The organism is Nonomuraea sp. NPDC059194 (genome assembly GCF_042754765.1).
In the GTDB taxonomy this organism is placed as follows: domain Bacteria; phylum Actinomycetota; class Actinomycetes; order Streptosporangiales; family Streptosporangiaceae; genus Nonomuraea.
On the sequence record NZ_JBHZBH010000039.1, the window covers coordinates 50,894 to 73,841 of the forward strand.

The 22,948-nt window shown below is 71.5% G+C and carries 24 protein-coding genes; 16 read left to right on the plus strand and 8 right to left on the minus strand.

Annotated elements, in window-relative coordinates; all coding sequences use genetic code 11:
* The gene (locus ACFXJ8_RS34935; RefSeq protein WP_379648360.1) at positions 1–1,614 is read left to right on the plus strand and encodes a beta-N-acetylhexosaminidase; all 1,614 of its coding nucleotides are present in this window, start codon (positions 1–3) and stop codon (positions 1,612–1,614) included.
* A gap of 155 nt (positions 1,615–1,769) precedes the next feature.
* Here ACFXJ8_RS34935 and ACFXJ8_RS34940 read toward each other — a convergent pair whose 3' ends face one another.
* Both ACFXJ8_RS34940 and ACFXJ8_RS34945 read right to left on the minus strand, forming a co-directional pair.
* Complete coding sequence (locus ACFXJ8_RS34940; RefSeq protein WP_379648362.1) at positions 1,770–2,273, minus strand: NUDIX domain-containing protein; 504 nt, start codon at positions 2,271–2,273, stop codon at positions 1,770–1,772.
* Between the two features lie 10 nt (positions 2,274–2,283).
* Positions 2,284–3,681 (minus strand): hypothetical protein, encoded by a 1,398-nt coding sequence (locus ACFXJ8_RS34945; protein ID WP_379648364.1) that lies wholly within the window; start codon positions 3,679–3,681, stop codon positions 2,284–2,286.
* Between the two features lie 205 nt (positions 3,682–3,886).
* Here ACFXJ8_RS34945 and ACFXJ8_RS34950 point away from each other — a divergent pair, with 205 nt between their 5' ends.
* The 4 genes from ACFXJ8_RS34950 (at position 3,887) to ACFXJ8_RS34965 (ending at position 7,106) form a co-directional block, all read left to right on the plus strand.
* Entirely contained in the window at positions 3,887–4,933 is a 1,047-nt protein-coding gene (locus ACFXJ8_RS34950; RefSeq protein ID WP_379648366.1) for a radical SAM protein, read from the plus strand.
* Positions 4,934–5,623, plus strand: coding sequence for a dTMP kinase (locus ACFXJ8_RS34955; RefSeq protein WP_379648368.1), 690 nt, complete (start codon positions 4,934–4,936; stop codon positions 5,621–5,623).
* Positions 5,624–5,737: 114 nt separating this feature from the next.
* On the plus strand, positions 5,738–6,199 hold the full coding sequence (locus ACFXJ8_RS34960; protein WP_379648369.1) for an NUDIX domain-containing protein: 462 nt from the start codon (positions 5,738–5,740) through the stop codon (positions 6,197–6,199).
* A gap of 496 nt (positions 6,200–6,695) precedes the next feature.
* Positions 6,696–7,106: a DoxX family protein gene (locus tag ACFXJ8_RS34965; RefSeq protein ID WP_379648371.1), complete on the plus strand. Its 411-nt coding sequence runs from the start codon at positions 6,696–6,698 to the stop codon at positions 7,104–7,106.
* Between the two features lie 8 nt (positions 7,107–7,114).
* On the opposite strand, the gene ACFXJ8_RS34970 is transcribed toward ACFXJ8_RS34965, so the two are convergent.
* Complete coding sequence (locus ACFXJ8_RS34970; protein WP_379648373.1) at positions 7,115–8,818, minus strand: AMP-binding protein; 1,704 nt, start codon at positions 8,816–8,818, stop codon at positions 7,115–7,117.
* Between the two features lie 81 nt (positions 8,819–8,899).
* Positions 8,900–9,481, minus strand: a complete 582-nt coding sequence (locus ACFXJ8_RS34975; protein WP_379648374.1) for a TIGR03086 family metal-binding protein — start codon at positions 9,479–9,481, stop codon at positions 8,900–8,902.
* Between the two features lie 64 nt (positions 9,482–9,545).
* Between ACFXJ8_RS34975 and ACFXJ8_RS34980 the strand changes: the two genes are divergently transcribed.
* Positions 9,546–10,289 (plus strand): DUF6597 domain-containing transcriptional factor, encoded by a 744-nt coding sequence (locus tag ACFXJ8_RS34980; RefSeq protein WP_379648376.1) that lies wholly within the window; start codon positions 9,546–9,548, stop codon positions 10,287–10,289.
* Here ACFXJ8_RS34980 and ACFXJ8_RS34985 read toward each other — a convergent pair.
* On the minus strand, positions 10,240–11,208 hold the full coding sequence (locus ACFXJ8_RS34985; RefSeq protein ID WP_379648378.1) for a GlxA family transcriptional regulator: 969 nt from the start codon (positions 11,206–11,208) through the stop codon (positions 10,240–10,242). The two genes, ACFXJ8_RS34980 and ACFXJ8_RS34985, sit on opposite strands and share 50 nt — an antisense overlap.
* Before the next feature lie 82 nt (positions 11,209–11,290).
* On the opposite strand from ACFXJ8_RS34985, the gene ACFXJ8_RS34990 reads away from it, so the two are divergent.
* Positions 11,291–11,884: an MBL fold metallo-hydrolase gene (locus ACFXJ8_RS34990; protein ID WP_379648380.1), complete on the plus strand. Its 594-nt coding sequence runs from the start codon at positions 11,291–11,293 to the stop codon at positions 11,882–11,884.
* Positions 11,885–11,893: 9 nt separating this feature from the next.
* On the opposite strand, the gene ACFXJ8_RS34995 is transcribed toward ACFXJ8_RS34990, so the two are convergent.
* Together ACFXJ8_RS34995 and ACFXJ8_RS35000 are read right to left on the minus strand one after the other, a co-directional pair.
* On the minus strand, positions 11,894–12,946 hold the full coding sequence (locus ACFXJ8_RS34995) for a quinone-dependent dihydroorotate dehydrogenase (protein WP_379648382.1): 1,053 nt from the start codon (positions 12,944–12,946) through the stop codon (positions 11,894–11,896).
* Positions 12,947–12,957: 11 nt separating this feature from the next.
* Positions 12,958–13,617 carry a response regulator gene (locus tag ACFXJ8_RS35000; RefSeq protein ID WP_379648384.1) on the minus strand — a complete coding sequence of 220 codons (660 nt, stop codon included), beginning with the start codon at positions 13,615–13,617 and terminating at the stop codon, positions 12,958–12,960.
* Between the two features lie 18 nt (positions 13,618–13,635).
* On the opposite strand from ACFXJ8_RS35000, the gene ACFXJ8_RS35005 reads away from it, so the two are divergent.
* Complete coding sequence (locus tag ACFXJ8_RS35005) at positions 13,636–14,019, plus strand: tautomerase family protein (RefSeq protein WP_379648386.1); 384 nt, start codon at positions 13,636–13,638, stop codon at positions 14,017–14,019.
* Here ACFXJ8_RS35005 and ACFXJ8_RS35010 read toward each other — a convergent pair.
* The gene (locus ACFXJ8_RS35010; protein WP_379648388.1) at positions 13,930–14,844 is read right to left on the minus strand and encodes a DMT family transporter; all 915 of its coding nucleotides are present in this window, start codon (positions 14,842–14,844) and stop codon (positions 13,930–13,932) included. The two genes, ACFXJ8_RS35005 and ACFXJ8_RS35010, sit on opposite strands and share 90 nt — an antisense overlap.
* A gap of 73 nt (positions 14,845–14,917) precedes the next feature.
* Between ACFXJ8_RS35010 and ACFXJ8_RS35015 the strand changes: the two genes are divergently transcribed.
* The 8 genes from ACFXJ8_RS35015 (at position 14,918) to ACFXJ8_RS35050 (ending at position 22,934) form a co-directional block, all read left to right on the plus strand.
* Positions 14,918–15,823, plus strand: coding sequence for a LysR family transcriptional regulator (locus ACFXJ8_RS35015; RefSeq protein WP_379648390.1), 906 nt, complete (start codon positions 14,918–14,920; stop codon positions 15,821–15,823).
* A gap of 111 nt (positions 15,824–15,934) precedes the next feature.
* Entirely contained in the window at positions 15,935–16,162 is a 228-nt protein-coding gene (locus ACFXJ8_RS35020) for a hypothetical protein (protein ID WP_379648392.1), read from the plus strand.
* A gap of 321 nt (positions 16,163–16,483) precedes the next feature.
* Positions 16,484–17,797: a sugar transferase gene (locus ACFXJ8_RS35025; RefSeq protein WP_379648394.1), complete on the plus strand. Its 1,314-nt coding sequence runs from the start codon at positions 16,484–16,486 to the stop codon at positions 17,795–17,797.
* Positions 17,798–17,799: 2 nt separating this feature from the next.
* Positions 17,800–19,044, plus strand: a complete 1,245-nt coding sequence (locus ACFXJ8_RS35030; protein WP_379648396.1) for an O-antigen ligase family protein — start codon at positions 17,800–17,802, stop codon at positions 19,042–19,044.
* A complete protein-coding gene (locus tag ACFXJ8_RS35035) occupies positions 19,041–20,534 on the plus strand; it encodes a lipid II flippase MurJ (RefSeq protein WP_379648397.1) in 1,494 nt (497 codons plus the stop codon). The genes ACFXJ8_RS35030 and ACFXJ8_RS35035 overlap by 4 nt, the downstream gene beginning before the upstream one ends.
* A gap of 5 nt (positions 20,535–20,539) precedes the next feature.
* Complete coding sequence (locus ACFXJ8_RS35040) at positions 20,540–21,238, plus strand: polysaccharide deacetylase family protein (RefSeq protein ID WP_379648411.1); 699 nt, start codon at positions 20,540–20,542, stop codon at positions 21,236–21,238.
* A complete protein-coding gene (locus tag ACFXJ8_RS35045) occupies positions 21,235–22,335 on the plus strand; it encodes a glycosyltransferase (protein WP_379648399.1) in 1,101 nt (366 codons plus the stop codon). The genes ACFXJ8_RS35040 and ACFXJ8_RS35045 overlap by 4 nt, the downstream gene beginning before the upstream one ends.
* Positions 22,332–22,934: a Wzz/FepE/Etk N-terminal domain-containing protein gene (locus ACFXJ8_RS35050; protein WP_379648401.1), complete on the plus strand. Its 603-nt coding sequence runs from the start codon at positions 22,332–22,334 to the stop codon at positions 22,932–22,934. The genes ACFXJ8_RS35045 and ACFXJ8_RS35050 overlap by 4 nt, the downstream gene beginning before the upstream one ends.
* Positions 22,935–22,948 lie beyond the last annotated feature (14 nt).

The window sequence follows — 22,948 nt, forward strand, 5'->3', positions numbered from 1 at the left end:
ATGAACCCGCTGCTGGTGCCACGCCCTCATGTTCTGTCCACGCTGTCCGGTTCCTATGAGCTCGCCGTAGGGGCCACCGTCTCGGGACCCGCCGACCTGGCCGACGCCGTACGGCGGGCGCTGCCGATCCTCGACCTGCGCCCCGGCGACACGGGCGCGATCGACGTCAGGCAGGACCCGACGCTCGGCGAGGAGGCCTACCGCCTGGTCGTCGGCTCGCGCGGCGTCGAGATCACCGCGGGCGGCAGGGCGGGCGCGTTCTACGCCGCGCAGTCGCTGCACCAGTTGCTTCCCGACGCGAGCTACCGCAGCGCCGTACCGGCCGAGTCGTGGGTCGTGCCGGGGGTGCGGGTCGAGGACTCCCCCGCCCATACCTGGCGCGGGCTGCACCTGGACGTGGCGCGGCACTTCCTGCCCAAGCGCGAAGTGCTGCGCGCGATCGACCTGATGGCCGTCCACAAGCTGAACCGGCTCCACCTGCACCTGGTCGACGACCAGGGCTGGCGGGTGGAGAGCAGGGCCTACCCGCGCCTGCACGAGGTCGCCTCCCACCGGGCGCGCACCGCCACCAACTACTGGCGTGACGAGCCCACCTACGACGGGATCCCGCACGGCGGCTACTACACCCTCGACGACCTGGCCGAGATCGCGCAGTACGCCAGGGCACGCGAGATCGTCGTCGTCCCGGAGATCGACGTGCCGGGACACGCGAGCGCCATCCTGGCCGCCTACCCCGCGCTGGGGGCGACCGGCGAGACGTTCGAGGTGCTCGACCGGTGGGGCATCTCCCCCGCGATCCTGTCGCCGCTGCCGCCGACCGTCGACTTCCTGACCACGATCTTCGACGAGCTGCTGGAGGCGCTGGGCGAGACGCCGTACGTGCACATCGGCGGCGACGAGTGCGTGCTCGACGACTGGGAGTCCTCCGCCGAGATCAGCGCCTACCGGGAGTCGCTCGGGCTGGCCGACGTGGGCGAACTGCACGCCTGGTTCCTGCGGCGGCTGGCCGACGTGCTGGCCGAGCGCGGCGTGCGGGCCGTCGTGTGGGACGAGGCGTTCGTCAGCGGCGCGCTGCGACAGGACACGCTGGTCATGCCGTGGCGCGGCATGGGCGTCGGCCGCCGGGCCGCCGCCGCCGGGCACGCGGTGATCGCCACGCCGGTCTTCCCGCTGTACTTCGACTACGCCGAGGCGGCCTCGGCCGACGAGCCGATGGCGCTCGGCGACACGATCACGCTGACGGACGTGGCCTCGTTCGAGCCCGCGCCCGCCTCCTGGGAGCCGGGCGAGCGGGAGCAGGTGGTCGGCCTGCAGGCGCAGCTCTGGAGCGAGCGCATCCCCGACGCCCGGACGCTCGACTACCGGGCCTGGCCGCGGGCGTGTGCGCTGGCGGAGGTGGCCTGGAGCGGCGAGGCCGGGTCGGACTTCATGACGCGGCTGGAGCGGCACCTGGGCAGACTGGACGCGCTCGGGGTGGAGTACCGGCCGCTGGACGGGCCGCACCCCTGGCAGAAGGGACGCCCGCACCGGCCCTCCACCGTGCCGGTGTCGGCGTCGATGGAGCACCTGGACGAGATGACCCAGTCGGCGACGTCGACCCGGCCCAGCATCTAAGGGCTCGGTCCCTCACAGGGGCGCCCCGCTCCGGGGCTCCTTTTCCCGGGGGGCTTCCCAGCCCCCCTCACACCCCCGGTGACCACGCAACCGAGCCGGGCGAGAAGCGTTCAGCACAGGGCGGGAAGTCGCGTCATGAGCGGCTCATGCCGTTGTCAATCTCGGAAGTTCGGCGGATCGGGTTGCTCAGCAGGCAGGAAGATCGTCTGCTGGTCCTTGCGGGCGGTGCGGGCCGCCGGAATGCGGGCGGCGGTGACAGCGGGCAACATGTTCGCCGCCTCCTCCCAGGGCCAGAACTGGGCAGCGTCGAGTTCGTCAACCTGCAGCCGGATACGGGAGGGATCGGCGAGGGTGCCGCCGTCGAAGATGAAGTTCATGATCGGGCGCAGCCGATCACCCGCGGGAGGAACCCAGTCCACCACGAGCAGCGCGCCGAGCCGGACATCGAGCCCCAGTTCCTCACGGGCCTCCCGGACGGCGCAGATATGCGGCGGCTCGCCATCTTCGACCATGCCACCAGGCAGGGCCCAGTAGCTGCGGTAGTTGGGTTTGACCAGCAGAACGCGATCGGCGTCGTCGGTGAGCAGCACGCAGGCCGACACATGCACGGTCGGCAGGCTGGCGTACCACTCAGACGGCGGCAGATAAGGCGTGCTCACCCCCTTCACGCTACCCCGGCACAGCATGCCCACCCGAGGCTTGGTCGATCTGCGCGGCCGAAAAACAGTCGAGAAAGGCGCTCACCTCGGCGACAGGCCGATGCGGCGAGAGCACGCCGATCAGCAGGCTGATGCGGGCGCCGACGCGCCGTGAGCGGATACGCCGGGCCAGGTGCAGCGCCTCCAGCGCCAGAAGGGCCGCCTGGTCGATGTGCCCCGCCCGGGCATGCGCGGTCGCGCTCAACGCGGTGTGCAGGGCGCGAGTGCGCACGTTGGCAGGGCCGAGATCAAGGACCTGCTCGTGGTAGCGCAGCGCCTGATCGGGCCGGTCCAAGTCCAGCAGCGAACGCATCGCGGTACCGGCCAGGTGCGCGGGGCTGAAGTAGCGGGCCCATTCCGGTGCGCGGCCGTCATCATGATCCAGCGCCTGCTGTGCGCGGCCAATCGCCACCTCGAATGCGGACAGGTCGCCGGTCAAGGCGTGGGCGTTGGCCGCGGTGGCGTGCAGCCGGGCGGCCACCGTCGCGGACGGGTGACGCCCTGCGCCCTCGACGGCGGCACGCGCCAGGCGCACGGCTTCGCCAGGCAAGCCGAGGAAGATCGCCTGCGTAGCGAGATTGGCCAGGATATGAGCGCCGTGCAGCCGATCTCCGGCCGCCTTCGACAGGCGCAACGCCTGGATGAAGGCGCGCTCGGCGGCGCCATGGTCGGCGATGTCGAAGGACATGAAGGCCGCCATGCCGGTCAGCTCAGCCGCCGCGGCGAACAGCTCCCGCCCGACCTGGTCCGGATAGCGGCCGCGCAGCAGCGGCGCGACATCCCGGCTGAGGAAGTCACTCAGGAACGCTCTGGCGTGACCGCCGCCGTGCTGGCGGTCGAGATCGAGGAATTGCTCAGCGCACGAGCGCAGCATCAGCACGTCATCGGCCTCGACCGGCCGCCCCGCCGTGCGCGCCACGCTGGCGTCGGGCGGGTCGAAGTGCCAGCGCCACCCGGCCTGCTCGGCCGCCGCGGCGACGAACGGCGCCGACGACTGCGATGGCGAGGCGCTGCTTCCGAGCCGCTTCCACAGCCCGGCCGCCGTCTCGATCGCCACCGGCACTGTTGTGGGATACAGCAGTGAGTGAGCGTCGGCGTCGCCGCTCAAGGCGACAAACCCGAGGTCGCTGGCCGCGACAGTGCGGCCCAGGCGGGCCGTCAGGAGCTCGGCGATGAGTTCGGCAGCCGGTTGCTCTGGGCAGCGGCCGCGCAGCCACCAGTACACCGATGCGCCGTCGTAGCGAAGCACCAGGCCGTACCGGTCGGCCGCAGCCCGGTTGACCTGGCGGGCGAAGGCTGCCAGAGAACGGTGGTAGGCCGCCTCGACGAGCAGAGTCTCCAGCTCATGATTGGTGACCGGCCGTGTCATCTCGATGCCCTTCGGTGGCCCTGGGGTCATTGTCACCGACGACCGCTGAAAACAAACCCGCCGCCGTCGACGCGCAAGAGGTGCGCAGGCCTCACAGGTCGTGCGCAGCGGCACACAAGCCTGCCCATCTGCTCGCCGCCGCGGCGGCGTCGCACGGTGAGGGCGACAGCGCTCACACCGTGCGCCGAGGACAAGGAAAACGCCGATGACGTTGCACACCGACCTGCCCCCGCCCCTGCCTCAGAGGTTGTCTGGCGGCGCTGACGACTTCGCCCGCCGCGGTGGCCAGCTGCGCGTGTCTCTCACTCCCAGATGCCAGCTCGGATGTTGGTTCTGCCACAACGAAGGAGAGGTCCCGCCGCGCATCACCCACCACGACCGGACCATCCAGCCGCGTCGGCGGGCGATGGGCGCCGATGACTTCCTGTCTGCGATCAACGCGATGACCGGCGCCGGGATCCGCCGTGTCTTCTTCACCGGCGGCGAGCCGCTGCTGTCCCCGCTGGCCCGCCCGATCCTGGAGGGCCTGCCCGCTCACCGCATGAGCGAGTACACCACCACCCTGATCACCAACGGGCTGTCGCTCACCAAGGATCTGGACTGGCTGTCCGCCACCGCGCTGGACCGGATCAAGGTGTCGCTGCACTACTTCTCCGACGCCTCCATCGCCGCCATCGCCGAGGGCAAACCCGGAGACATCGCCAAGATCAAAGCCGGGATCGAGGCCGCCATTGACCGCATTCCCATCGTGGAGCTGAACCTGCTGCTGCAAGAGCAGAACGCCCACGAGGTGATGGACATCATCGCCTACGCCCGCGATACGGGCACCGGCTTGCAGATCATCGAACTGGTCGACACCGACCACAACCATGGGCTGGGCGGCGCGAAGATCCCATCGGGCGACATCAGCGCCCACCTGCGCTCCATCGCTACTACGGAGAAGGTGGTCACCTCCGGCACCGGACAAGGCCGCCGGGTCTTCACCGTGCCAGGCCGCGACGGCGCGATGACCATCGAAGTCATCGACGCCGCTCTCGGCCGCCACAGCGTCGGCCAGTGCGGCACCTGCCCGGCACGGTCGCAGTGCATCGAAGGGTTTTGGGCGCTACGCCTGGACTCGGCGGGCGCTCTGAGCCCCTGCCTGCTCCGCCCCGACCTGCGCCTGGACATCACTCAGCACGCAGGCGACCAGGCCACGCTCCTGGCCGCCGTATCCGCGCACCTGGACGCCTTCACCGAAGGGACCCTCTAAATGACCATCCCACCGCAACGCGAACCGATCCACGACCGGCTGCCCGCCGACTACCAGGCAGCCGACACCCCCCGATCCGGCATCTTCGTGGTCCTGGAGGGGATCAGCGGATCGGGCAAGTCCACGCTCGCCGCCCGCCTGGCCGAGCGGCTGGATTGCAAGCCCTTCCATACCGTTCCAGCGCCGGTCTCAGACCTCCAGCCGTACATCAACACCCACGCCCGCGCCCTGCCCCAACTGGCGTTCTACCTCGCCGGCGCGCTGCACGCCGCCGACCTGGCCCGCCAGTCGCTCCAGACCGGGCACGCCGTGGCCGACCGCTACATCAACTCCGTCATCGCCAACCACGCCGCCGTCCACGGCTTGGACAACGCCACCGCCGCCGCGACCATCGCCCCGTTCACCGCATACCTGACCCAGCCGGACCTGACCGTCTACCTGCACACCGACTTCGACGAGCTCACCGCCCGAATGGCCGTCAAGCCCGACCAGAGCGCCGCCGACCGTGACCTGATCGCCGACCGGGCTCTCCTGCGCCGCCTCCAAGACCACTACGACGACATCGCCCGCACCGACCCCACGGCTTACCACCTGCACACCGATGGCCGTACACCGGCCGAGCTCGCCGACCACATCACCGACATGGTTCGCGTAATGGTCAAGGTGGGATCGGCTCCCACCCTGACCTGACGGACCGGTTCGGGGGCCGTGCCAGGCCCCCGAACCGGCACAGCGGTGCTCACCCCTCGGGCGTGCGATAGCGTGGCTCTCCAGGCGCACCATCACCCCCGGGGGAGCATGGCCATGGCCGCACTAGACGAGATCTTTCGGCCGCATGTAGGTGTGCACCTGATCCTCCGCCAACACGGCAAGGTGCTGTTGCTGCTCCGCGCCAACACCGGCTTCGCTGATGGGTCATGGTCGGTCCCCGGCGGATGCCTGAACGCCGACGAGACCCTGCCCGAGGGCGCCGCTCGTGAGGCCCTCGAAGAACTGGGGATCGTCATCGACCCCGCGGACCTGACCTTCGCGGGGCTGTGCCACCACGCTGACCCTGACGGCCAGGCCCGCATCGGAGTGTTCTTCACCGCCAGCCGCTGGATCGGCGAACCCGTCAACGCGGAGCCCGAAAAGTGCGACAAGATCGACTGGTTCGAGGCCGATGACCTGCCTGACGACATCGTGACCTACATCCGCACCGGCATCGACGCTTACCGCAGCGGCCAGGCCTTCAGCCTCGACGGCTGGCAGGTCCTACCGCGCTAAGACCGTTCCGCGCTGCGAGGGAGAACCCCGAACGGCCGGTGTCCCTGGTGATCCCCACCGTGCCGCGCACCATCGTTCCAGGGGCGTTGTCGCTCGGTCCGTCACCCGTCCGAGGGCGCTACCAACGCGGCGTTGCAGTCCTGCGCCTGCTCGTCTAGGGATGCCAACGAGTCCTTCGATCAGGATCACGCTACGTTGCCGGGCCGCTCAAGGACGCGCTTGCCCGGCATCTCGCCTTCGGGCGCAGCCTGGCCGCCCTCCAGGAGATGCGTGTGAGCGACCTGTTCGATTCCGGGGCGCCGCCCGAGTCCCGCATGCCGTCCTGGGAAAGAATCATGCAGGGGCCGAGACCGGGATGACGGCGTGGACGCCCGCGAGGAGACCGGTAGAGCGTCGCTCGGGCTCGCCGCGCCCCTCGTGTCGTGTGGCTACCTACACCCCGGCTCGGGTGATACCTCCATTCCTCGGGCCGGGTGGAGAACCTAGCGTCGGGCTCATGACAGCTTCTACTCGCGCGGAGCCGAGCACCGGACGTCGCATCGCCAACGTCGGCCTGTGGGTTCTTCAGGTCGTCGTGGCGGCCGGGTTCCTCCTGGCCGCCATGGGGAAGTTCACCGGCGCGGAGCCGTCCGTCAGCACCTTCGCCGCGATCGGCCTCGGCGACTGGTTCCGCTACCTGGTGGGCCTCCTCGAGGTCGCGGGCGTCGTGGGGCTGCTCGTTCCACGGCTGGCCGGGGCCGCGGCGCTGGCGTTGTCGGGCCTCATGGTGGGCGCGTCGCTGACTCAGCTCATCGTGGTCGGCAGCGGCCTGGCGCTGCCGATCATGATGCTCGCCCTTTCCCTGGTGATCGCCTGGGGTCGCTGGAGCAGTACGGCCCGCCTGTGGGCCGCCCTCACCCGCCGCTGACGGGACTTTCAGGTGCGCAGTTCGGGGAACTGGTCGTCGCGCCATTCGGGCAGCGGCGACTTCTCCGAGGCGGCCTCCTCCTCGCGGCCGCGCAGCTCCACCCGGCGGATCTTGCCCGACACCGTCTTCGGCAGCTCGAAGAACTCCAGCCTCCGCACCCGCTGGTACGGCGGGAGCTTGTCCCTGGCGTGGCGGAGGATCGCCAGCGCCGTCTCCCTGTCCGGCTCCCAGCCGGCGGCCAGTGCGACGTACGCCTTCGGCACCGCCAGCCGTAGTTCGTCGGGTGAGGGCACCACGGCCGCCTCCGCCACCGCCGGGTGCTCGATGAGCACGCTCTCCAGCTCGAAGGGCGAGATCTTGTAGTCGGAGGCCTTGAACACGTCGTCGGTGCGTCCGACGTAGAAGATGTAGCCGTCGGCGTCGCGGGCGGCCACGTCGCCGGTGTGGTAGTAGCCGGCGGCCATCGCCTCGGCGTGGCGGCGCTCGTCGCCCTGGTACCCGGTCATGAGCGAGAGCGGCCTGTGGCTCAGGTCGATGCAGATCTCGCCCTCCTCGGCCGGCTCGCCCGTGACGGGATCGACCAGGACCACCGGCACGCCGGGCGCGGGCAGGCCCATCGAGCCCGGCTTGACCGGCATGCCCGGCATGTTGCCGACCGACAGGGTCGTCTCGGTCTGGCCGAAGCCGTCGCGCAGCGTCAGCCCCCAGTGGTGCTGGACCTGCTCGATCACCTCGGGGTTCAGCGGCTCGCCCGCCGACACCACGTCGCGCAGCTTGCCGGGACCACCCGACAAATCGGCTTTTATCAGCATCCGCCACACCGTGGGCGGCGCGCAGAACGTCGTCACCTCCGCCCGCCGGACCTGGGCCAGCAGGGCGGCCGGATCGAACCTGCCGTAGTTGAAGACGAAGATCGTGGCCTGGGCGATCCACGGGGCGAAGAAGCAGCTCCACGCGTGCTTGGCCCACCCGGGTGAGCTGATGTTGAGGTGCACGTCGCCGGGCCGCAGGCCGATCCAGTAGGCCGTCGTCAGGTGCCCAACCGGGTAGGAGACCTGGGTGTGCTCGACCAGCTTGGGCCTGCTCGTGGTGCCCGAGGTGAAGTACAGCAGCAGCGGGTCCGTCGGCGCGGTGCCCGGGTGGGCGGCAGGGGGCGCAGGGGCGGCGTGGGCCTCGCGGTAGTCGACCCAGCCAGGCGGGGCGTCGCTCACGCAGATCTTCGTGTACGCCCCGGGCACGCCGTCGAACTTCGCGGTGTCGACCGGGTTGGCGATCACGTAGCGGGCGCCGCCCCTGTCGATGCGGTCGGGCAGGTCGGCCGGGCCCAGCGCGGTGGTGGCGGGCAGGATGACCGCGCCGAGCTTCATCACCGCCAGCATCGACTCCCACAGCTCGACCTGGTTGTTGAGCATGAGCATCACCCGGTCGCCACGGGAGACGCCCTGCGCCGCGAGAAAGGCAGCGACCTGGTCCGATCGCCGCGCCATCTCGTCGTAGGAGTAGCGGGCCTCGGAGCCGTCCTCCTCCACCACCCACAGCGCCGTCTGGTCGTTGCCGCGCGCGATCGCGTCGAACCAGTCGACCGCCCAGTTGAAGGGGCCGTCGAAGCGCGGCCAGGCGAACCGCTCGACCGCCTCGGCATGGCGCCCGCTGAGGCCGAGCAGCAGGTCGCGTGCCGTGAGATAGATCTCGGTGTTGCTGGTCGCGCCCATGGCGGCAACTCCTCTCGCTGGTTGCCACAAGCTACGACAGCAGTATCGACCCCGGCACCCCCGAAAGGGGGAGATCACCGGTCAGCGGGTCCAGGCGGGGTCGCGTCCTGTGAGGCCGAGGACGCGGTCCAGGGTCGGCGCGGAGGCGGGGACGGTGACCTCGGGGCCGTAGACGCCCATCTGCCTGCCCTGCTCGGCGCCCTTGGCGACCTCCTCGTAGACGTAGTCCATGAGGCCGTCGTCCCACACCGGGCGCTGGCCGGTGGCCTGGGCGACGTCCCAGCCGTGGACGACCAGCTCCCCCACGACCATCCCGCCGACGAGCGAGGCGGGCAGCTCCATCGGGCCGCCCATGTGGGTGGCGCCTTCCCAGGCGGCGGGCGTGCTCCAGGCGGCCACGACGCGCCCGACGCTCGCCTCGAGATCGGCGGCCCAGTCACCGCCGGTGAGGTCGATGTCCGACTCGGCGGCGGCGGGCGGCGGCACGCTCTCCTTGCGTCCGGCCCCTTCGAGCGAGGGCCCCCAGAACAGCAGATGGTTGACCAGTGCGCGCACGTCGAACTCGGCGCACGGAGTGCGGGCGTCCAGCTGGTTGGGCTTGACGTTGCGGATGATCTCCAGGAGGGGGGCGGCCGCGCGGGCCGTCAGCTCGATGTCAGGCATGACGTCCAACCAAGCACATCGCCCCGGCGAGTGTCTTGAACAAACGCGACGTATGCTCGGCGGCATGCCCAGGGACGCCCGTGAGCTCGCCGGTGCGTGGGCGAGGTTCCAGCGCCACGCCGTGGCGAGTCCTTCGCCCGATCTGGCGCCGTTCGTCGAGCGTTACTGGATGGTCTCGTGGGAGTACGGCGAGCCGTACCGGCAGCTGGTCGTGCCGTACCCGAACGTGCACCTGACGTTCCGCGACGACGGCGCGATCGTGCAGGGCGTCCAGGGCGGGCACCGGATCAGGGTGCTGGCGGGGACGAGCGGCGTGTTCGGGGTGGCCTTCCGTCCCGGAGGGTTCCGGCCGTTCCTGCGCCGGTCCGTCTCGACGATCACGAACCGGTCGATCGAGGCGAGCCAGGTGTTCCCCGCCGCGCCGCCCGACCCGGTCGAGGTCGAGACGGTCGAGGACTACCTGAGATCGCGGCTGCCCGAGCGCGACGCCAGGGCGGAGCGGGCCGCCGACATCGTGGCGACGATCGTCGCCCGGCCTGAGCTCACCAGGGTCGACGCCTTGGCGCGCCATCTCGGGACGAGCGTCAGGGAGTTGCAGCGGTTGTTCGCCGAGTATGTCGGCATCGGGCCGAAGTGGGTGATCCGCCGCTACCGGCTGCACGAGGTCACCGAGCGGCTGGCACGGGGCGTGCCGATCGACTGGCCAGGCCTCGCGGCCGAGCTCGGGTACGCCGACCAGGCGCACTTCGTCAGGGACTTCAAGGACGTGTTCGGCGAGTCTCCGACCCGGTACGCCGAGAGGTACTAAAGGCGCGGCGGTACTCGCGGGGCGGCACGCCGCGGCGCAGCAGGAAGCGTTCGCGCAGGACGGCGGCGCTGGCATAGCCGACCTGGTGGGCGATGGCCTCGATCGGCAGGTCGGTGCTCTCCAGGAGCTGCTCGGCCAGGTTGAGTCGTTGCGCCAGCAGCCAGGCGTGCGGGCTGGCGCCGGTCGCGGCCTTGAACCGGCGGGCGAAGGAGCGGCGGCTCATGAGCGCCCTGGCGGCCATCTCCTCCACCGACAGGCGACTGGACAGGCGGGTCCTGGCCCAGGCGATGACCTCGGCCAGCCGTTCGTCGTCACCGTCGGCGGGGACGGGCGCGGCGAAGTACTGCGCCTGGCCGCCGTCCCTGTGCGGGGGCGTGACCAGCTCGCGGGCGGCCGTGTTGGCGGCCACCGCGCCGTGTTCGCGCCGCAGCAGGTGCAGGCACAGGTCGATGCCGGAGGCGGCGCCCGCGCCGGTCAGGATGCTTCCCTGGTCGACGTAGAGGGCCTCGGGGCGGACGCGGACGGCCGGATGGCGCGCGGCCAGCTCGTCGGCGAACCGCCAGTGCGTGGCGGCTTCAAGGCCGTCGAGCAGACCGGTCGCGGCCAGCAGGAACGTGCCCACGCAGTAGGAGGCGACGGTCGCGCCCCGCTCGTGCGCGACGCGGAAGGCCTCCAGCGCCGAGGGAGAGGGCCGGTCGCGAAACCCGCTGTACGGCAGCGCCAGCACGAGGTCGGCGGTGGCCAGCCGGTCGAGCCCGTGTTCGACGCGCAGGCCGAGGCCCAGGTCGGTGCGCACCTCGCCGGGCCGGTCGGCGCACACGGAGAAGTCGAGGGCGCCGAAGGCCTCGCCGGCCACGCCCATGCCGAGCATCGTCACTCCGGGGGGCGCGTAGGCGGCCACCGACTGGAATCCGGTCACCGCCCCAGCCTGGCACAAAACCCTCGATCCTTGGCATAACGGCCACTGTCCCGCGGTCCGCGCCTCCAGCAGGATTCCTGCCATGAGTGACGCTCCCCGAGGCCGCGACGCCTCCCACCACATCCTGAACGTCGGCTACACCTCCTCCCGTGGGCCGGGGGTGGCCGCGACCGTCTCGCTGGTCAGGGACGGCGAGTTCGTGATCGTGTTCGACCCCGGCATGGTCTCCGGGCCTGAGGCGATCACCAAGCCGCTCGCCGACCTGGGTCTGCGGCCGTCGGAGGTGACCGACGTGGTGCTGAGCCACCACCACCCCGACAACATCGTCAACGCCGCACTGTTCCCGCAGGCGCGGGTGCACGACCACAAGGCCGTCTATCGCGGCCACGACTGGACGGACAGGGAGGCGGAGGGCTACGAGTTCACCCCGTCCCTGAAGTTGATCTTCACGCCCGGCCACAGCAGGGAGGACATCACCCTGCTCGTCGGCACGCCCGACGGGGTCGTGGCGCTGGCCGGTGACCTGTGGTGGCGCGCGGACGGCCCCGCCGACGACCCGGTCTCACCCGACCGCGCCCAGCTCAGGGCGAGCAGGGAACGCGTGCTCGCCGTGGCCGACGTCATCGTGCCGGGCCACGGCGCCCCCTTCCCCGTAAGCGACACCGTGCCGCTCTGAGGGGACGGCTCAGCGGGCCGTACGGCCGATCAGCTGGGGGACCGTGGTGGCGTGGCGGCGCAGGCGGCGCGACAACTGGCGGTGGATGCGGGACGCCCACAGCGGCCCGCCGTAGATCATGCCGGTGTAGCCCTGGACCAGCGTGGCTCCGGCGAGCAGCCGCTCCCACACGTCGTCGACGTCTTCGACCCCGCCGACCGACACCAGCGTGAGCCGGTCGCCGACCCGCGCCCGCAGCCGCCGCAGCACCTCGAGGGAGCGCTCCTTCAGCGGCCTGCCGGACAGCCCGCCGCTCTCCCCCGAGTGGCGGATGGTGGTGTTGGTCGCGATGATCCCGTCGAGCCCCAGCTCCAGCGCCAGCTCCGCCACCGCGTCGACGTCGGCGTCGGCCAGGTCGGGCGCGATCTTGACCAGCAGCGGCGTGCGGCGCGGCGTGGTGTCGGCGACCGCCTTCACCTCCGCCAGCAGCGGCCGCAGCAGCTCGACCGCCTGCAGGTTGCGCAGGCCGGGCGTGTTGGGCGAGCTGACGTTGACCACCAGGTAGTCGGCCAGCGGCGCCAGCTCCTTGGCGCTGGCCACGTAGTCGGCCGCCGCCTCGGACTCGGGCACGACCTTGGTCTTGCCGATGTTGACCCCGACCACGACCGGCACACCTCTGGTACGGCGGAGCCTGCGCGCCGCCGCGTGGGCGCCCGCGTTGTTGAACCCCATCCTGTTGATCACCGCGTGCTGCCGGAGGTCGCGGAACAGGCGAGGCCGCGGGTTGCCCGGCTGGGCGTGGGCGGTGATCGTGCCGACCTCCACGTGGCCGAACCCGAACGCCGACAGCGCCTCGGCGCACGCCGCGTCCTTGTCGAACCCGGCGGCCAGGCCCAGCGGCCCGGGGAAGTGAACCCCGAAGGCCGTCACCCGCAGCGCGGGGTCGCTGGGCGCGAGGAGGCGGTGGAGCAGCCGCTTGAGCAGCGGCAGCGTGGAGAGCAGCGCGAGCGCTCTGACGGTCGCGTGGTGCACGGCCTCGGCGTCGAAGCGCCGCAAGACCTGCGTGAACAGGAGTCGGTACATCAAGGACCAGGCTATCGGTCCTGGCCGACAAGGCCCGCTTCGTAGGCCACGATCGCCGCCTGGACCCTGTTGCGGACCTCCAGCCTGGTCAGGATCGTGCTGACGTAGGCCTTGACGGTGCCCTCGACGATGAACAGCCGCCTGGCGATCTCGGCGTTGGACAGGCCCTGGCCGAGCAGGGCCAGGACCTCCTTCTCGCGGTCGGTGAGCGCCTCGATCCGGTCGCGGGCGTGCGCGCCGCGACCCATCCTGCCGCCGCTGACCTGGGCGATGACCCGGTGGGCGACCTTGGGCGAGAGGTAGGCGGCGCCCTCGGCGACGGCGTGGATGCCCGCGATGAGCTCGCGCGGGTCGCCCGCCTTCAGCAGGAAGCCGCTGGCACCGACGTCGAGCGCCTTGGCGATGTAGTCGTCCTCGCCGAAGGTCGTGAGCATGATGACCGCCGTGCCGGGCGCCACCCGCCGGATCTCGGCCGCGGCGGCCAGGCCGTCGAGTCTGGGCATGCGGATGTCGAGCAGCGCGACGTCAGGCCGGTGGCTGATGGCCAGGTCGACGGCCTGCCTGCCGTCTCCCGCCTCCGCGACGACCTCGAAGGCCGGGTCGACGCTGAGGATCGCGGCGACCCCAGCCCTGATCATGGCCTCGTCGTCGGCGAGGAGGATTCTTACCACGTCTGTATATTGCCCGACATGGCGCAGGTGAAGGTGTACGGCAGGCGTGATGTGTGGGCGGGGCGGCAGCGAGAGGTCTCTGACCTGCTGCACGAGTGCGTCACGAAGGCGTGGGGGCTGCCGGAGGGCAAGCGGTTCCACCGCTTCCTGCTCCTCGACGCCGACGACCTGATCTGCCCGCAGCGCGGCGACGCCTACCTCATCGTCGAGATCGTCTGCTTCACCGGGCGCAGCGACGAGGCCAAGCGGGCGCTGATCCGCGAGGTGTTCGCCAAGGCTCCCGCGCTCGGCCTCTCGACCGACGACCTGGAGCTAACGATCATTGAGATGCCCGCTGTGAACTGGGGCATCAGAGGCGTTCCCGCCGACGAGCTGGCGTTGCCGTACAAAGTCGAGGTTTAGCCGCAGCACCAGCACCGCGGCCAGGACGGCGACGCCGCCCGCGAGCTGTCCCGGTGTGAGGCTCTCGCCGTACACGACGGAGGTGGACACGAGCGTGACCACCGGTTCCGCGCACGACAGGATGGCCGCGGTCGGCGCGCCGAGCAGCCGCACGCCCACGAACAGGGTCGCCATCGCCAGCACGGTCGAGACGAGGCCGAGCAGGCCGGTCCACAGCCAGCCCTCGGCCGTGCCGGGCAGCTGGAAACCGCCCGCGAAGCCCAGAGTGATCGCGGCGGCGGTGCAGACGATGGCCGACAGCAGGTAGACGTCCAGGTCGGCGGGCAGGCCGTCGGCGACGGTGAGGTAGATCGCGTAGGCGACGGCCGCGCCGAGCGCCAGCAGCACGCCCACGCTCCCGCCCTCCGACACTCCGCCGAGGCCGAGCAGGAGCACCAGGCCGACGGCCGAGCAGCCGAGCGCGGCGAGCTTGCGCCGGTCGAGCGGCTCCCTGCGCAGCGCGACGGCCAGCGCGGTCACCAGCGCGGGGAAGGTGTAGAGGAGCAGCGCGGCCAACGAGGCGTCGATCCTGGCGACCGCGCCGAAGTAACACAGAGCCTGTACGGCATAGCCGACCCCGCCCAGCCCCACGGCGGTGAACAGCACCTTCCGCACCGGGAGGGCGGGCCTGCGCCACGCGCACACGGCCCACAGCACGACGGCGGCGATGACGAACCTGCCGGTCAGCATCTCCGTCACGCTCACGCCCGACTGGTAGGCCTCCTTGGCGAAGATCGGCGACAGGCCGAACCCCGCGGCGGAGATCAGGCACCACAACACTCCCATGGTGCGCAACCTAGGCAGTGGCGAGCCATCGAGGTAGCCTTCCTTTCCTTGAGATTTCACAGGAAATGCCTATATGACCACGTTGCACCAGCTTCGCTGCTTCCTGTCCACGTTCGAGCACGGCTCGTTCACCGCGGCCGCCACCGCCCTCGGCTACGCCCAGCCGTCCGTCTCCGAGCAGGTGCGGCTGCTGGAGCAGCACCTCGACGTGAGCCTCTTCCTCAGGGTCGGCAGGGGCGTCGTGCCCACCGAGGCCGCGCTCGCGCTGCGCCCGCACGCGCTGGCCGCCATCGCCGCGGTCGACGAGGCGGGCAGGGCGGTGGCCGCGGTCCGCGAGATGCTGACGGGCACGGTGCGCCTGGGCCTGTTCGGCACGGCCCGCTTCTATCTGGGCGCCGACCTGGTGGCCGATGTCCTCGAACGGCACCCGGGCGTGCGCGTCGAGCTGATCGGCCAGAACTCGGCCGAGGTGCTCGACCATGTCCGCAGGGGCAGGCTGGAGGCGGCGGTCGCGGCGGTGCCCGTGGCCGACGAGGGGCTGTCGGTGACGCCGGTGCTGCGCGACGAGCTGGTCTTCGTCAGCACCGAGCCGTCCGGTCCCGTGACGCCCGAGCAGCTGGCCGAGCGTCCGCTCGTGCTGCCGAACGTCAGCTGGCGCGAGGAGGACGCCACCCGCCGCACGCTCACCAGCACCCTGCAGGCGGCGGGCCGGGTGCTGCGGCCGCGGGTGGAGGTGGAGGACCCGGAGATGGCGCTGGAGATCGCGGCGCGCGGCCTGGCGGCGACGGTGACCTGGCGGGGCGTGCTGCACCGGCTGGCCGACCGGCTGCCCGGCAACCTGCGGTGGGCGCCGCTGGACCCGCCGCTGCACGACACGTTCGCGATCGTGCACGGCCCCGCCCTGTCCCCCGCCACGCGGATGGTGCTGGAGCTGGCCTCGGCCCGGATGCGCGCCCTGGAGGCCCAGGTCAGACGGTAGGAGAAAACCTTTCGACGCGGAGGTGCGGGCGACGATGGAGGGATCACCATCCGCTCGGCCGTCGCCTCCTTCACGATCGGCGACCTGCGGGTCAACCGCCACGCCTTCGAGGTGGAGTTGCCCGCCGAGGCGTTCGGCGGGGTCACCGGCAAACTGATCGCGCTGGGCGCCGAGCTGGACGACACCTCGCCCACGCTCGTCACAGGGTCGCTGCCCGCTCGCCTGGTGAACACCGCCAAGCGTCACCTTCCGGGCCTGACGGGCGGAATGGGTGTGTGGTGGTCGAGGCCGTCGGGCGACCGTCCGATATCGAGCAGAAATTCACCGGCTCGCCTTTAAAGTCGCGCCACCACCGCCGAATATCGACAATTCCCTGATCGGGGCTGGTGCACACCGGCCCCGATCGGCGTTCCCACGCCCTAACACGCGTAACACGGTATCTCTACGGCCAACGTACAGCCAACGAAATCTTGCCCGCCAATCTGCCGTTTGCCCTGCACGGCAGCGGAATCCGCGATTGCCGGGAGGCTACCATCAAGGTCTTTGTAAGGGATTTCTCGCGCATTGCAGGGGCAAATCTCAGCAGTTTTCCCCACGCCCGACTTAAGGGATTGTTCCGGAGAAATGATGGTTGTACCGGTAAGGGATAACCGCCATACCGTGGAGTGGGCGGGGCACCAGAGGTCGTGGCACCAGGCCGTCCACCCGCTCGGCCTGGTCGGCCTGGACCTGGTGTGCATGACGTTCACCTCGCTCATGGCGGGCCAGGCTGTCGCGAGAGTCGCCCTCGCGGGAGCGCTGGTCGTGGCGCTGAACGCGGCGGGCCGCGGCTACGAGCCGCGGGTCCTGCCGTCGAGCCTCGACAGGGGGTTCTGGCTGGCCGGTTCCGGCCTGGTCGCGCCGCTGGCCGCCTTCTGGGGAAGCGCCACACTGGCGATCGTCGCCCTGACCTGCCTGCTGTTCACCCTCCTGGCCTTCTGCGGCAGATGCGCGGTCAACGCAGCGGTACGCGGCGCGCGCAGGCGCGGCGCCACCACCCACGCCGTGATCGTCGGCGCGGGACGGCACGGGCAGCGCCTGGCCGTCGCCCTGCTCGGCCACCCCGAGTACGGCCTGCTGCCCGTCGGCTTCGTCGACGAGGCGGGCGAACACGACTCACGGCTTCCGGTGCTCGGGAGCCCCGCCGACCTGCGCGAGATCCTGCGCGGCCACGAGGCGCGCGCGGTGGTCATCGCGGGCCGGGAGGACCAGGCCACGGCCAGGACGGCCAGGTCGCTGGGCTGCGAGGTCTACCTCGCGCCCGAGCCGGGCGACCTGCTGGTCGACTTCGTCCCGCTGCGCGAGCACGTCAGGAGCTTCGCTCTCCTACGCATGCGCCCCCACCCGCAAGCCCGGCTGACCTGGCCGCTCAAGCGCGCGCTCGACATCGCGGTCGCCGTGGTCGGCCTGATGGTCAGCGCCCCGATCCTGGCCGTGTGCGCGCTGCTGGTGCGCTGGGAGATCGGCCCCGGCGTGCTGTTCAGGCAGCGCAGGGTCGGCTACGGCGGCGCACCGATCGAGCTGATCAAGCTGCGCACGCTCAAGCCCCTGGACGACCACGAGTCGGCGACCCGCTGGAGCATCGCCGACGACCATCGGCTCGGCCCGGCGGGCAGGGCGCTGCGCAGGACCTCGCTCGACGAACTGCCCCAGCTCTGGAACGTGCTGAAGGGCGACATGAGCATCGTCGGGCCGAGGCCGGAGCGCCCCTACTTCGTCGAGCAGTTCTCCGGCACCACGCCGCACTACCACCTGCGCCACCGGGTGCCCGTGGGGATCACCGGCTGGGCCCAGATCCACGGACTGCGGGGGGACACCTCGATCGAGGACCGGGCCCACTTCGACAACCACTACATCGACGACTGGTCGCTCAGAGCGGACTTCAAGATCATGCTCAGGACCGCCTGGTCCCTGCTTCGCCCGGGTGGCAGCTAGGAATGCGCACTCTTCCCCGAACGCTGATCAGCAGGCCCAGCCTCCTGGCCGCCCTCACCGTCCTGCTGACCTGCCTCCCCTCGGGCCCGGCCGATCAGGTCTCGGCCGTCAACGTCACCGTCGCCGACGTGGCCTCGGTGGTGCTGATCGTCGCGGCGGCCGCCTGCCTCCTGGCGAGCCGCAGACCGCTGCCGGGGCGCGCGATCGTGCTCGCGCCCGTGGTCGCCGCCGCCACGATCGCGACGCTGGCCTCTCCCGACCTGGCGACCAGCCTCCCGGGCCACGTCCGATACATCCAGATCTTCGTGCTGATCCCGCTGGCCGTCCTGGTGACGCTGCGCGACAGGATCGACGCCTGGCTGCTGGGCGGCGCGCTGGTGGCCGCCGCCGCCGTACAGGGGGCCGTCGGCTGCTACCAGGCGGTCACGGGAACGGGCGCGTCCTACGGCGGCGAGCGGGTGCGGGCCGTGGGCACGTTCGGCGCGCTCGACGTCATGGGCATGGCGACGGTGGTCAGCTACGGCGCCATCATCCTGCTCGGCGCGGGGCTGACGCTGCGCGGCAGGCCGAGGATCGCCGCGCTGGCGGGCGCGGGCCTGCTGGCCGTACCCCTGGCGCTGTCGCTGAGCCGCGGCACCTGGGTGGCCATGGCCTGCGCCGCGCTGGTCATGCTCGTCATGTACGGCACGCGCGCCGCGGCCCGCGTGGTCATGGTGACGGCGGCGGGAGCGGTCCTGCTGGTGTGCGGGCTCGGCATCGGCTCCGACACAATCGGGCCGCGGCTCACCTCGATCACCTCGTCGCTCACCCAGCCCGACCAGTCGGTGAGCGACCGGTACAACCTGTGGCGGACCGCCGCGGGCATGTGGCAGGACCACCCGCTGACCGGCGTGGGCCCGCGCCGGTTCGCCGCGCTGCGCGACAGCTACGCGCCCACGTCGCTGTCGTCGGGCAGCGACACCGACGACCCCGTCAACGGCTTCCGCCGCCAGCCGCTGCTGTCGCCGCACAACATGTACCTGCTCGTGCTCAGCGAGCAGGGCGTGCTCGGACTGGCGGCCTTCACGTTCCTGCTCGGCGCCCTCACGGTGTGGTCGGCCATGCGCGCGGGCCTCGTCGTCACCGGACTGCTGACCTGGGTGATCGTCGACTTCGCCTACTCCGACATCGGTGGCGCCCCGACGCTGGTCACGGCCGTGACGCTGGGGGTCGCGCTGTCCTGGGCCTGCGGCGGGTGGAAGCGATGAGAACGACGGACGCCCCCGGGCTGAAGGCCGCCAGCGTCACCGCGGTGCTCATCGGGCTCGGCTTCCTGCTCGGCTTCGGCCGCGACCTGCTGCTGGCCAGGACCTTCGGCGCGGACTCGGGCACCGACGCCTTCCTCGTGGCGTGGATGGTGCCGGAGACCGCCGCGCCGCTGCTCATCGAGGGCGCCATGGCCTTCCTGATGGTCCCGCTGTTCAGCAGGGCGGCCCAGCTGGGCGACGACGTCGGGCACCTGGTCTCGGCCACGCTGCCGCACATGAGCGTCGCGCTGGCCGTGCTGAGCGTGGTCACGGCGGCGGGCGCGCCGTGGCTGGTCGCCCTCCTGGCTCCGGGCATCGCCGACGCCGAGCTCGCGGTGCGCTGCATGCGCTTCACCTCGGTCACCATCCTGATGTTCGGGCTGGCCGGATACGCCAGCGCGGCGCTGCGCGCCCACCACGTGTTCGGGCCGCCCGCGACCGTCACCGTGGCCTACAACCTGGGCATCGTCGCCTGCGTCGCGTGCTTCCACGACCTCGGCGTGTCCGCCGCCGCGATGGGCGTGGCGATCGGCGGGGCTGCCATGGTGCTCGTCCAGGCGCCAGCCTTCGTCCGCAGGCTCGGGCTGCCGCGCAGGCCCACGGCAACGATGCTGCTGCCGCTCGGCGCGTTCGTGCCCGTCGCGGCCTTCACCCTCGAGCGCCAGGGGCAGGTGTTCGTCGAACGGTTCGTCGGCTCGTCGCTGGCCGAGGGCTCCATCACGCACCTCAACTACGCGCAGAAGATCGCCCAGGTGCCGATGATGCTGTCGCTGGTCGTGGCCACGGTGAGCTTCCCCCACCTGGTGCGCGCCGTCACGGCGGGCGACAGCGTCGCCGCGTGGCGCAGGCTGACCGACGACCTGCTGGCCGCCGCCGCGATCGTGCTGCCGGCCACCGTCGTCCTGGTGGTGTGCGCGCCCGACATCGTGCGGCTGCTGCTGCAGTACGGCGCGTTCACCGACACCGACACCGCCGCCACCGCCGAGATCATGCGCGTCTACGCGCTCGGCCTGCTCGGCCAGGCCATCGTCAGCGTCGCGTGCAGGGTCTTCTTCTGCGGGTCGCGGCCGAGCTGGTATCCGGCCATGGCGATGGTCGCCGGCCTGGCCGCCACGATCGCGCTGGCCGTGCCGTCCTCGGGGGCCGTGGGGATCGCCGCGGCCAACGCGGCGGGCATCACGCTGACCGCGGCGATCCTGCTCGCGGGCCTGCGCGGCCCCGCCGTCGGCATGCCGGTGCGCGAGATCGCCCGGCCCGCCGCCTGCCTGGTCCTGGCCGCCGTGGTCGCCGCCGCGGCCGGCTGGATCACGCGTTCGCTGCTGGAAGGACTGCCGTCGGCGGCCGCCCTCGTGCTCGCCGCGCTCGCGACGGCGGCGGCGTTCTTCGCCGTGACAGCACTCACGGGAACAGAGGAGATCAACAGGATGACCAGGATGCGAGGTCGCTCGTGACCGCCATGCCGCTCGTGCTCATGTACCACTCGGTGACCAAGTACGACAGCGACCCGCTGCTCGTCACCGTCTCACCCGAGCGGTTCGCCGCCCAGATGCGCTGGCTGGCCGACTGCGGGCTGCGCGGCGTCTCGATGCGCGACCTGCTGGCCGCCCACCGGTCGGGTACGGCACGCCGCCTGGTCGGGCTCACCTTCGACGACGGCTATGCCGACTTCGCCAGTGAGGTCGTGCCCGTACTGCTCGACCACGAGTTCACCGCCACCGTCTTCCCCGTGACGGGCGAGCTCGGCGGCTGCAACGCCTGGGACGCCGCCGCCGGGTACCCCCGCAAGCCGCTCATGGACGCCGACGACGTGCGCAGGATGGCCGATCTCGGCATGGAGGTCGGCTCGCACTCGGTCTCGCACCGTTCGCTCACGACGCTGGCCGACGACGAGCTCGGGCGCGAGCTGGCGGCGAGCAGGACGGCGCTGGAAGAGATCGTCGGCGCCGAGGTGACCGGCTTCTGCTACCCGTACGGCCACGCCGGCGCCCGCGAGGTGGCCGCCGTGCGCGAGGCGGGCTACGGCTACGCGTGCGCCATCTGGAAGTCGGAGCTCAGCGGGGCGCACGCGCTGCCGCGCACCTACGTCGGCGAACGCGACGGCACGCTGCGCCTGCACGCCAAGCGGCTGCGGCACCGGATGCGGTGGGGGCTGTGAGAGTCCTCCACGTCATCACCGGGTTGGCGGCCGGTGGCGCCGAGCAGCAGTTGCGGGCGCTACTGCCGTACATGAGCGCGCGGTGCGAGGTCGCGGTGCTGACCGGGCTCGGCGTGGTGGCGGAGGCCATCAAGGCGACGGGCGTGCCCGTCCACCGGCTCGACATGCGCGGCAACCGCGACCTGCGCGCGGTCGGGCGGCTGGCCAGGCTGATGCGGACCGGCCGCTACGACGTGGTGCACGCGCACCTCTACCGCGCCTGCGTCTACGGCAGGCTGGCCGCGCGGCTGGCCAACGTCCCCGCGATCGTGGCGACCGAGCACTCGATCGGGCACGAGCGGATCGAGGGACGCCGCATCACCATGCCGATCAGGCAGCTCTACCTGGCCAGCGAACTGCTCGGGCACGCCACCGTGGCGGTCTCCTCCCCCGTGGCCGAACGGCTGGCCGCGTGGGGGATCCCGCGCTCGCGGATCGTGGTCATCGCCAACGGCATCGACGGCGCGGCGTTCGGCTACGACCCGCGGCTGAGGGAGCGGACCCGCGCCCGGCTCGGCGTGCCCATGGACGCGTTCGTGGTCGGCGGGGTCGGCCGCCTCGAACCGGGCAAACGCTTCGACCTGCTCATCGAGGCGATGAAGGGCCTGGACGAGGCGATCCTGCTGCTCGTCGGCACCGGATCCGTCAGGCGGCGGCTCGAGGACCTGGCCCGCGCGCTCGGCGTCGAGCGGCGGGTGATCTTCGCCGGGGAGTCGGCCGACATGCGGGGCATGCTCTCGGCGATGGACGCGCTGGCCGCGCCCTCGCAGGAGGAGACGTTCGGCCTGGCCGTCGTCGAGGCGCTGGCCGCCGGGCTGCCCGTCCTCTACGACAGCTGCCCCGCCATCGACGACCTGCCCCGCGACGCCGCGCCGGGAGCGCGCCGCGTCACGCGGGGCGAACTGGGCGCCGAGCTCAGGGCGCTGGCCACGGCACGGCCCGCCAGGTTGGCGCCTCCCGGAGCCGTCCGGCTCTACGACATCCGACACCAGGTCGACCAACTGGAAGCGCTCTACCGGCGCCTGCTCGGCGCCCAGGCCAACGAGGAGCAGAGATGACACGCAAGCATGCTCGGACGCATCGGTGGCTGGCGCGATGGTGGGTGCCGCTGTCGCTGCTGCTCGGAGTGACGGCGGGGCTCATCTACTCGCTGTCCAAGGAGCCCGTCTACAGCTCCGACGCCTACGTCCTGGTCGTGTCGGAGGGCGACATGGCCCAGGCGGTGCACTTCGCCCAGGCTTACACCAGGATCGCCGTCCAGCCCGGCCTGATCACCGGCGACGAGCAGACGCGCAGGACGCTGAGCGCGTCGGCCTCGCCCGACGCGCCGCTCATCAGGCTCACCACGCTCGCGCCCACCGCGCGCCAGGCGGCCGAGCAGGCCAACCAGGCGGCCACGGCGCTGATCCTGTACGGCAACCGGCACAGCACCGACACCAGGGTGCGGCTGACCAGCTTCGCCGGGGCCTCGGTGCCGGCCTCGCCGTCGTCGCCCGTGCTGCTGGTCAACGTGAGTGTCGGGGCTGCGGCGGCGGTGCTCCTCGTCGGGCTCGTCTGGCTGGCCGGGCCGTACGTGCTGACCAGGCCCACGCCGGAGCGGACGCCGGAGGCGGGCACAGTGGAGAGGACTCCGGCGATGAGCGGGGCGGAGGCGTGAAGGCCCACCCGGGG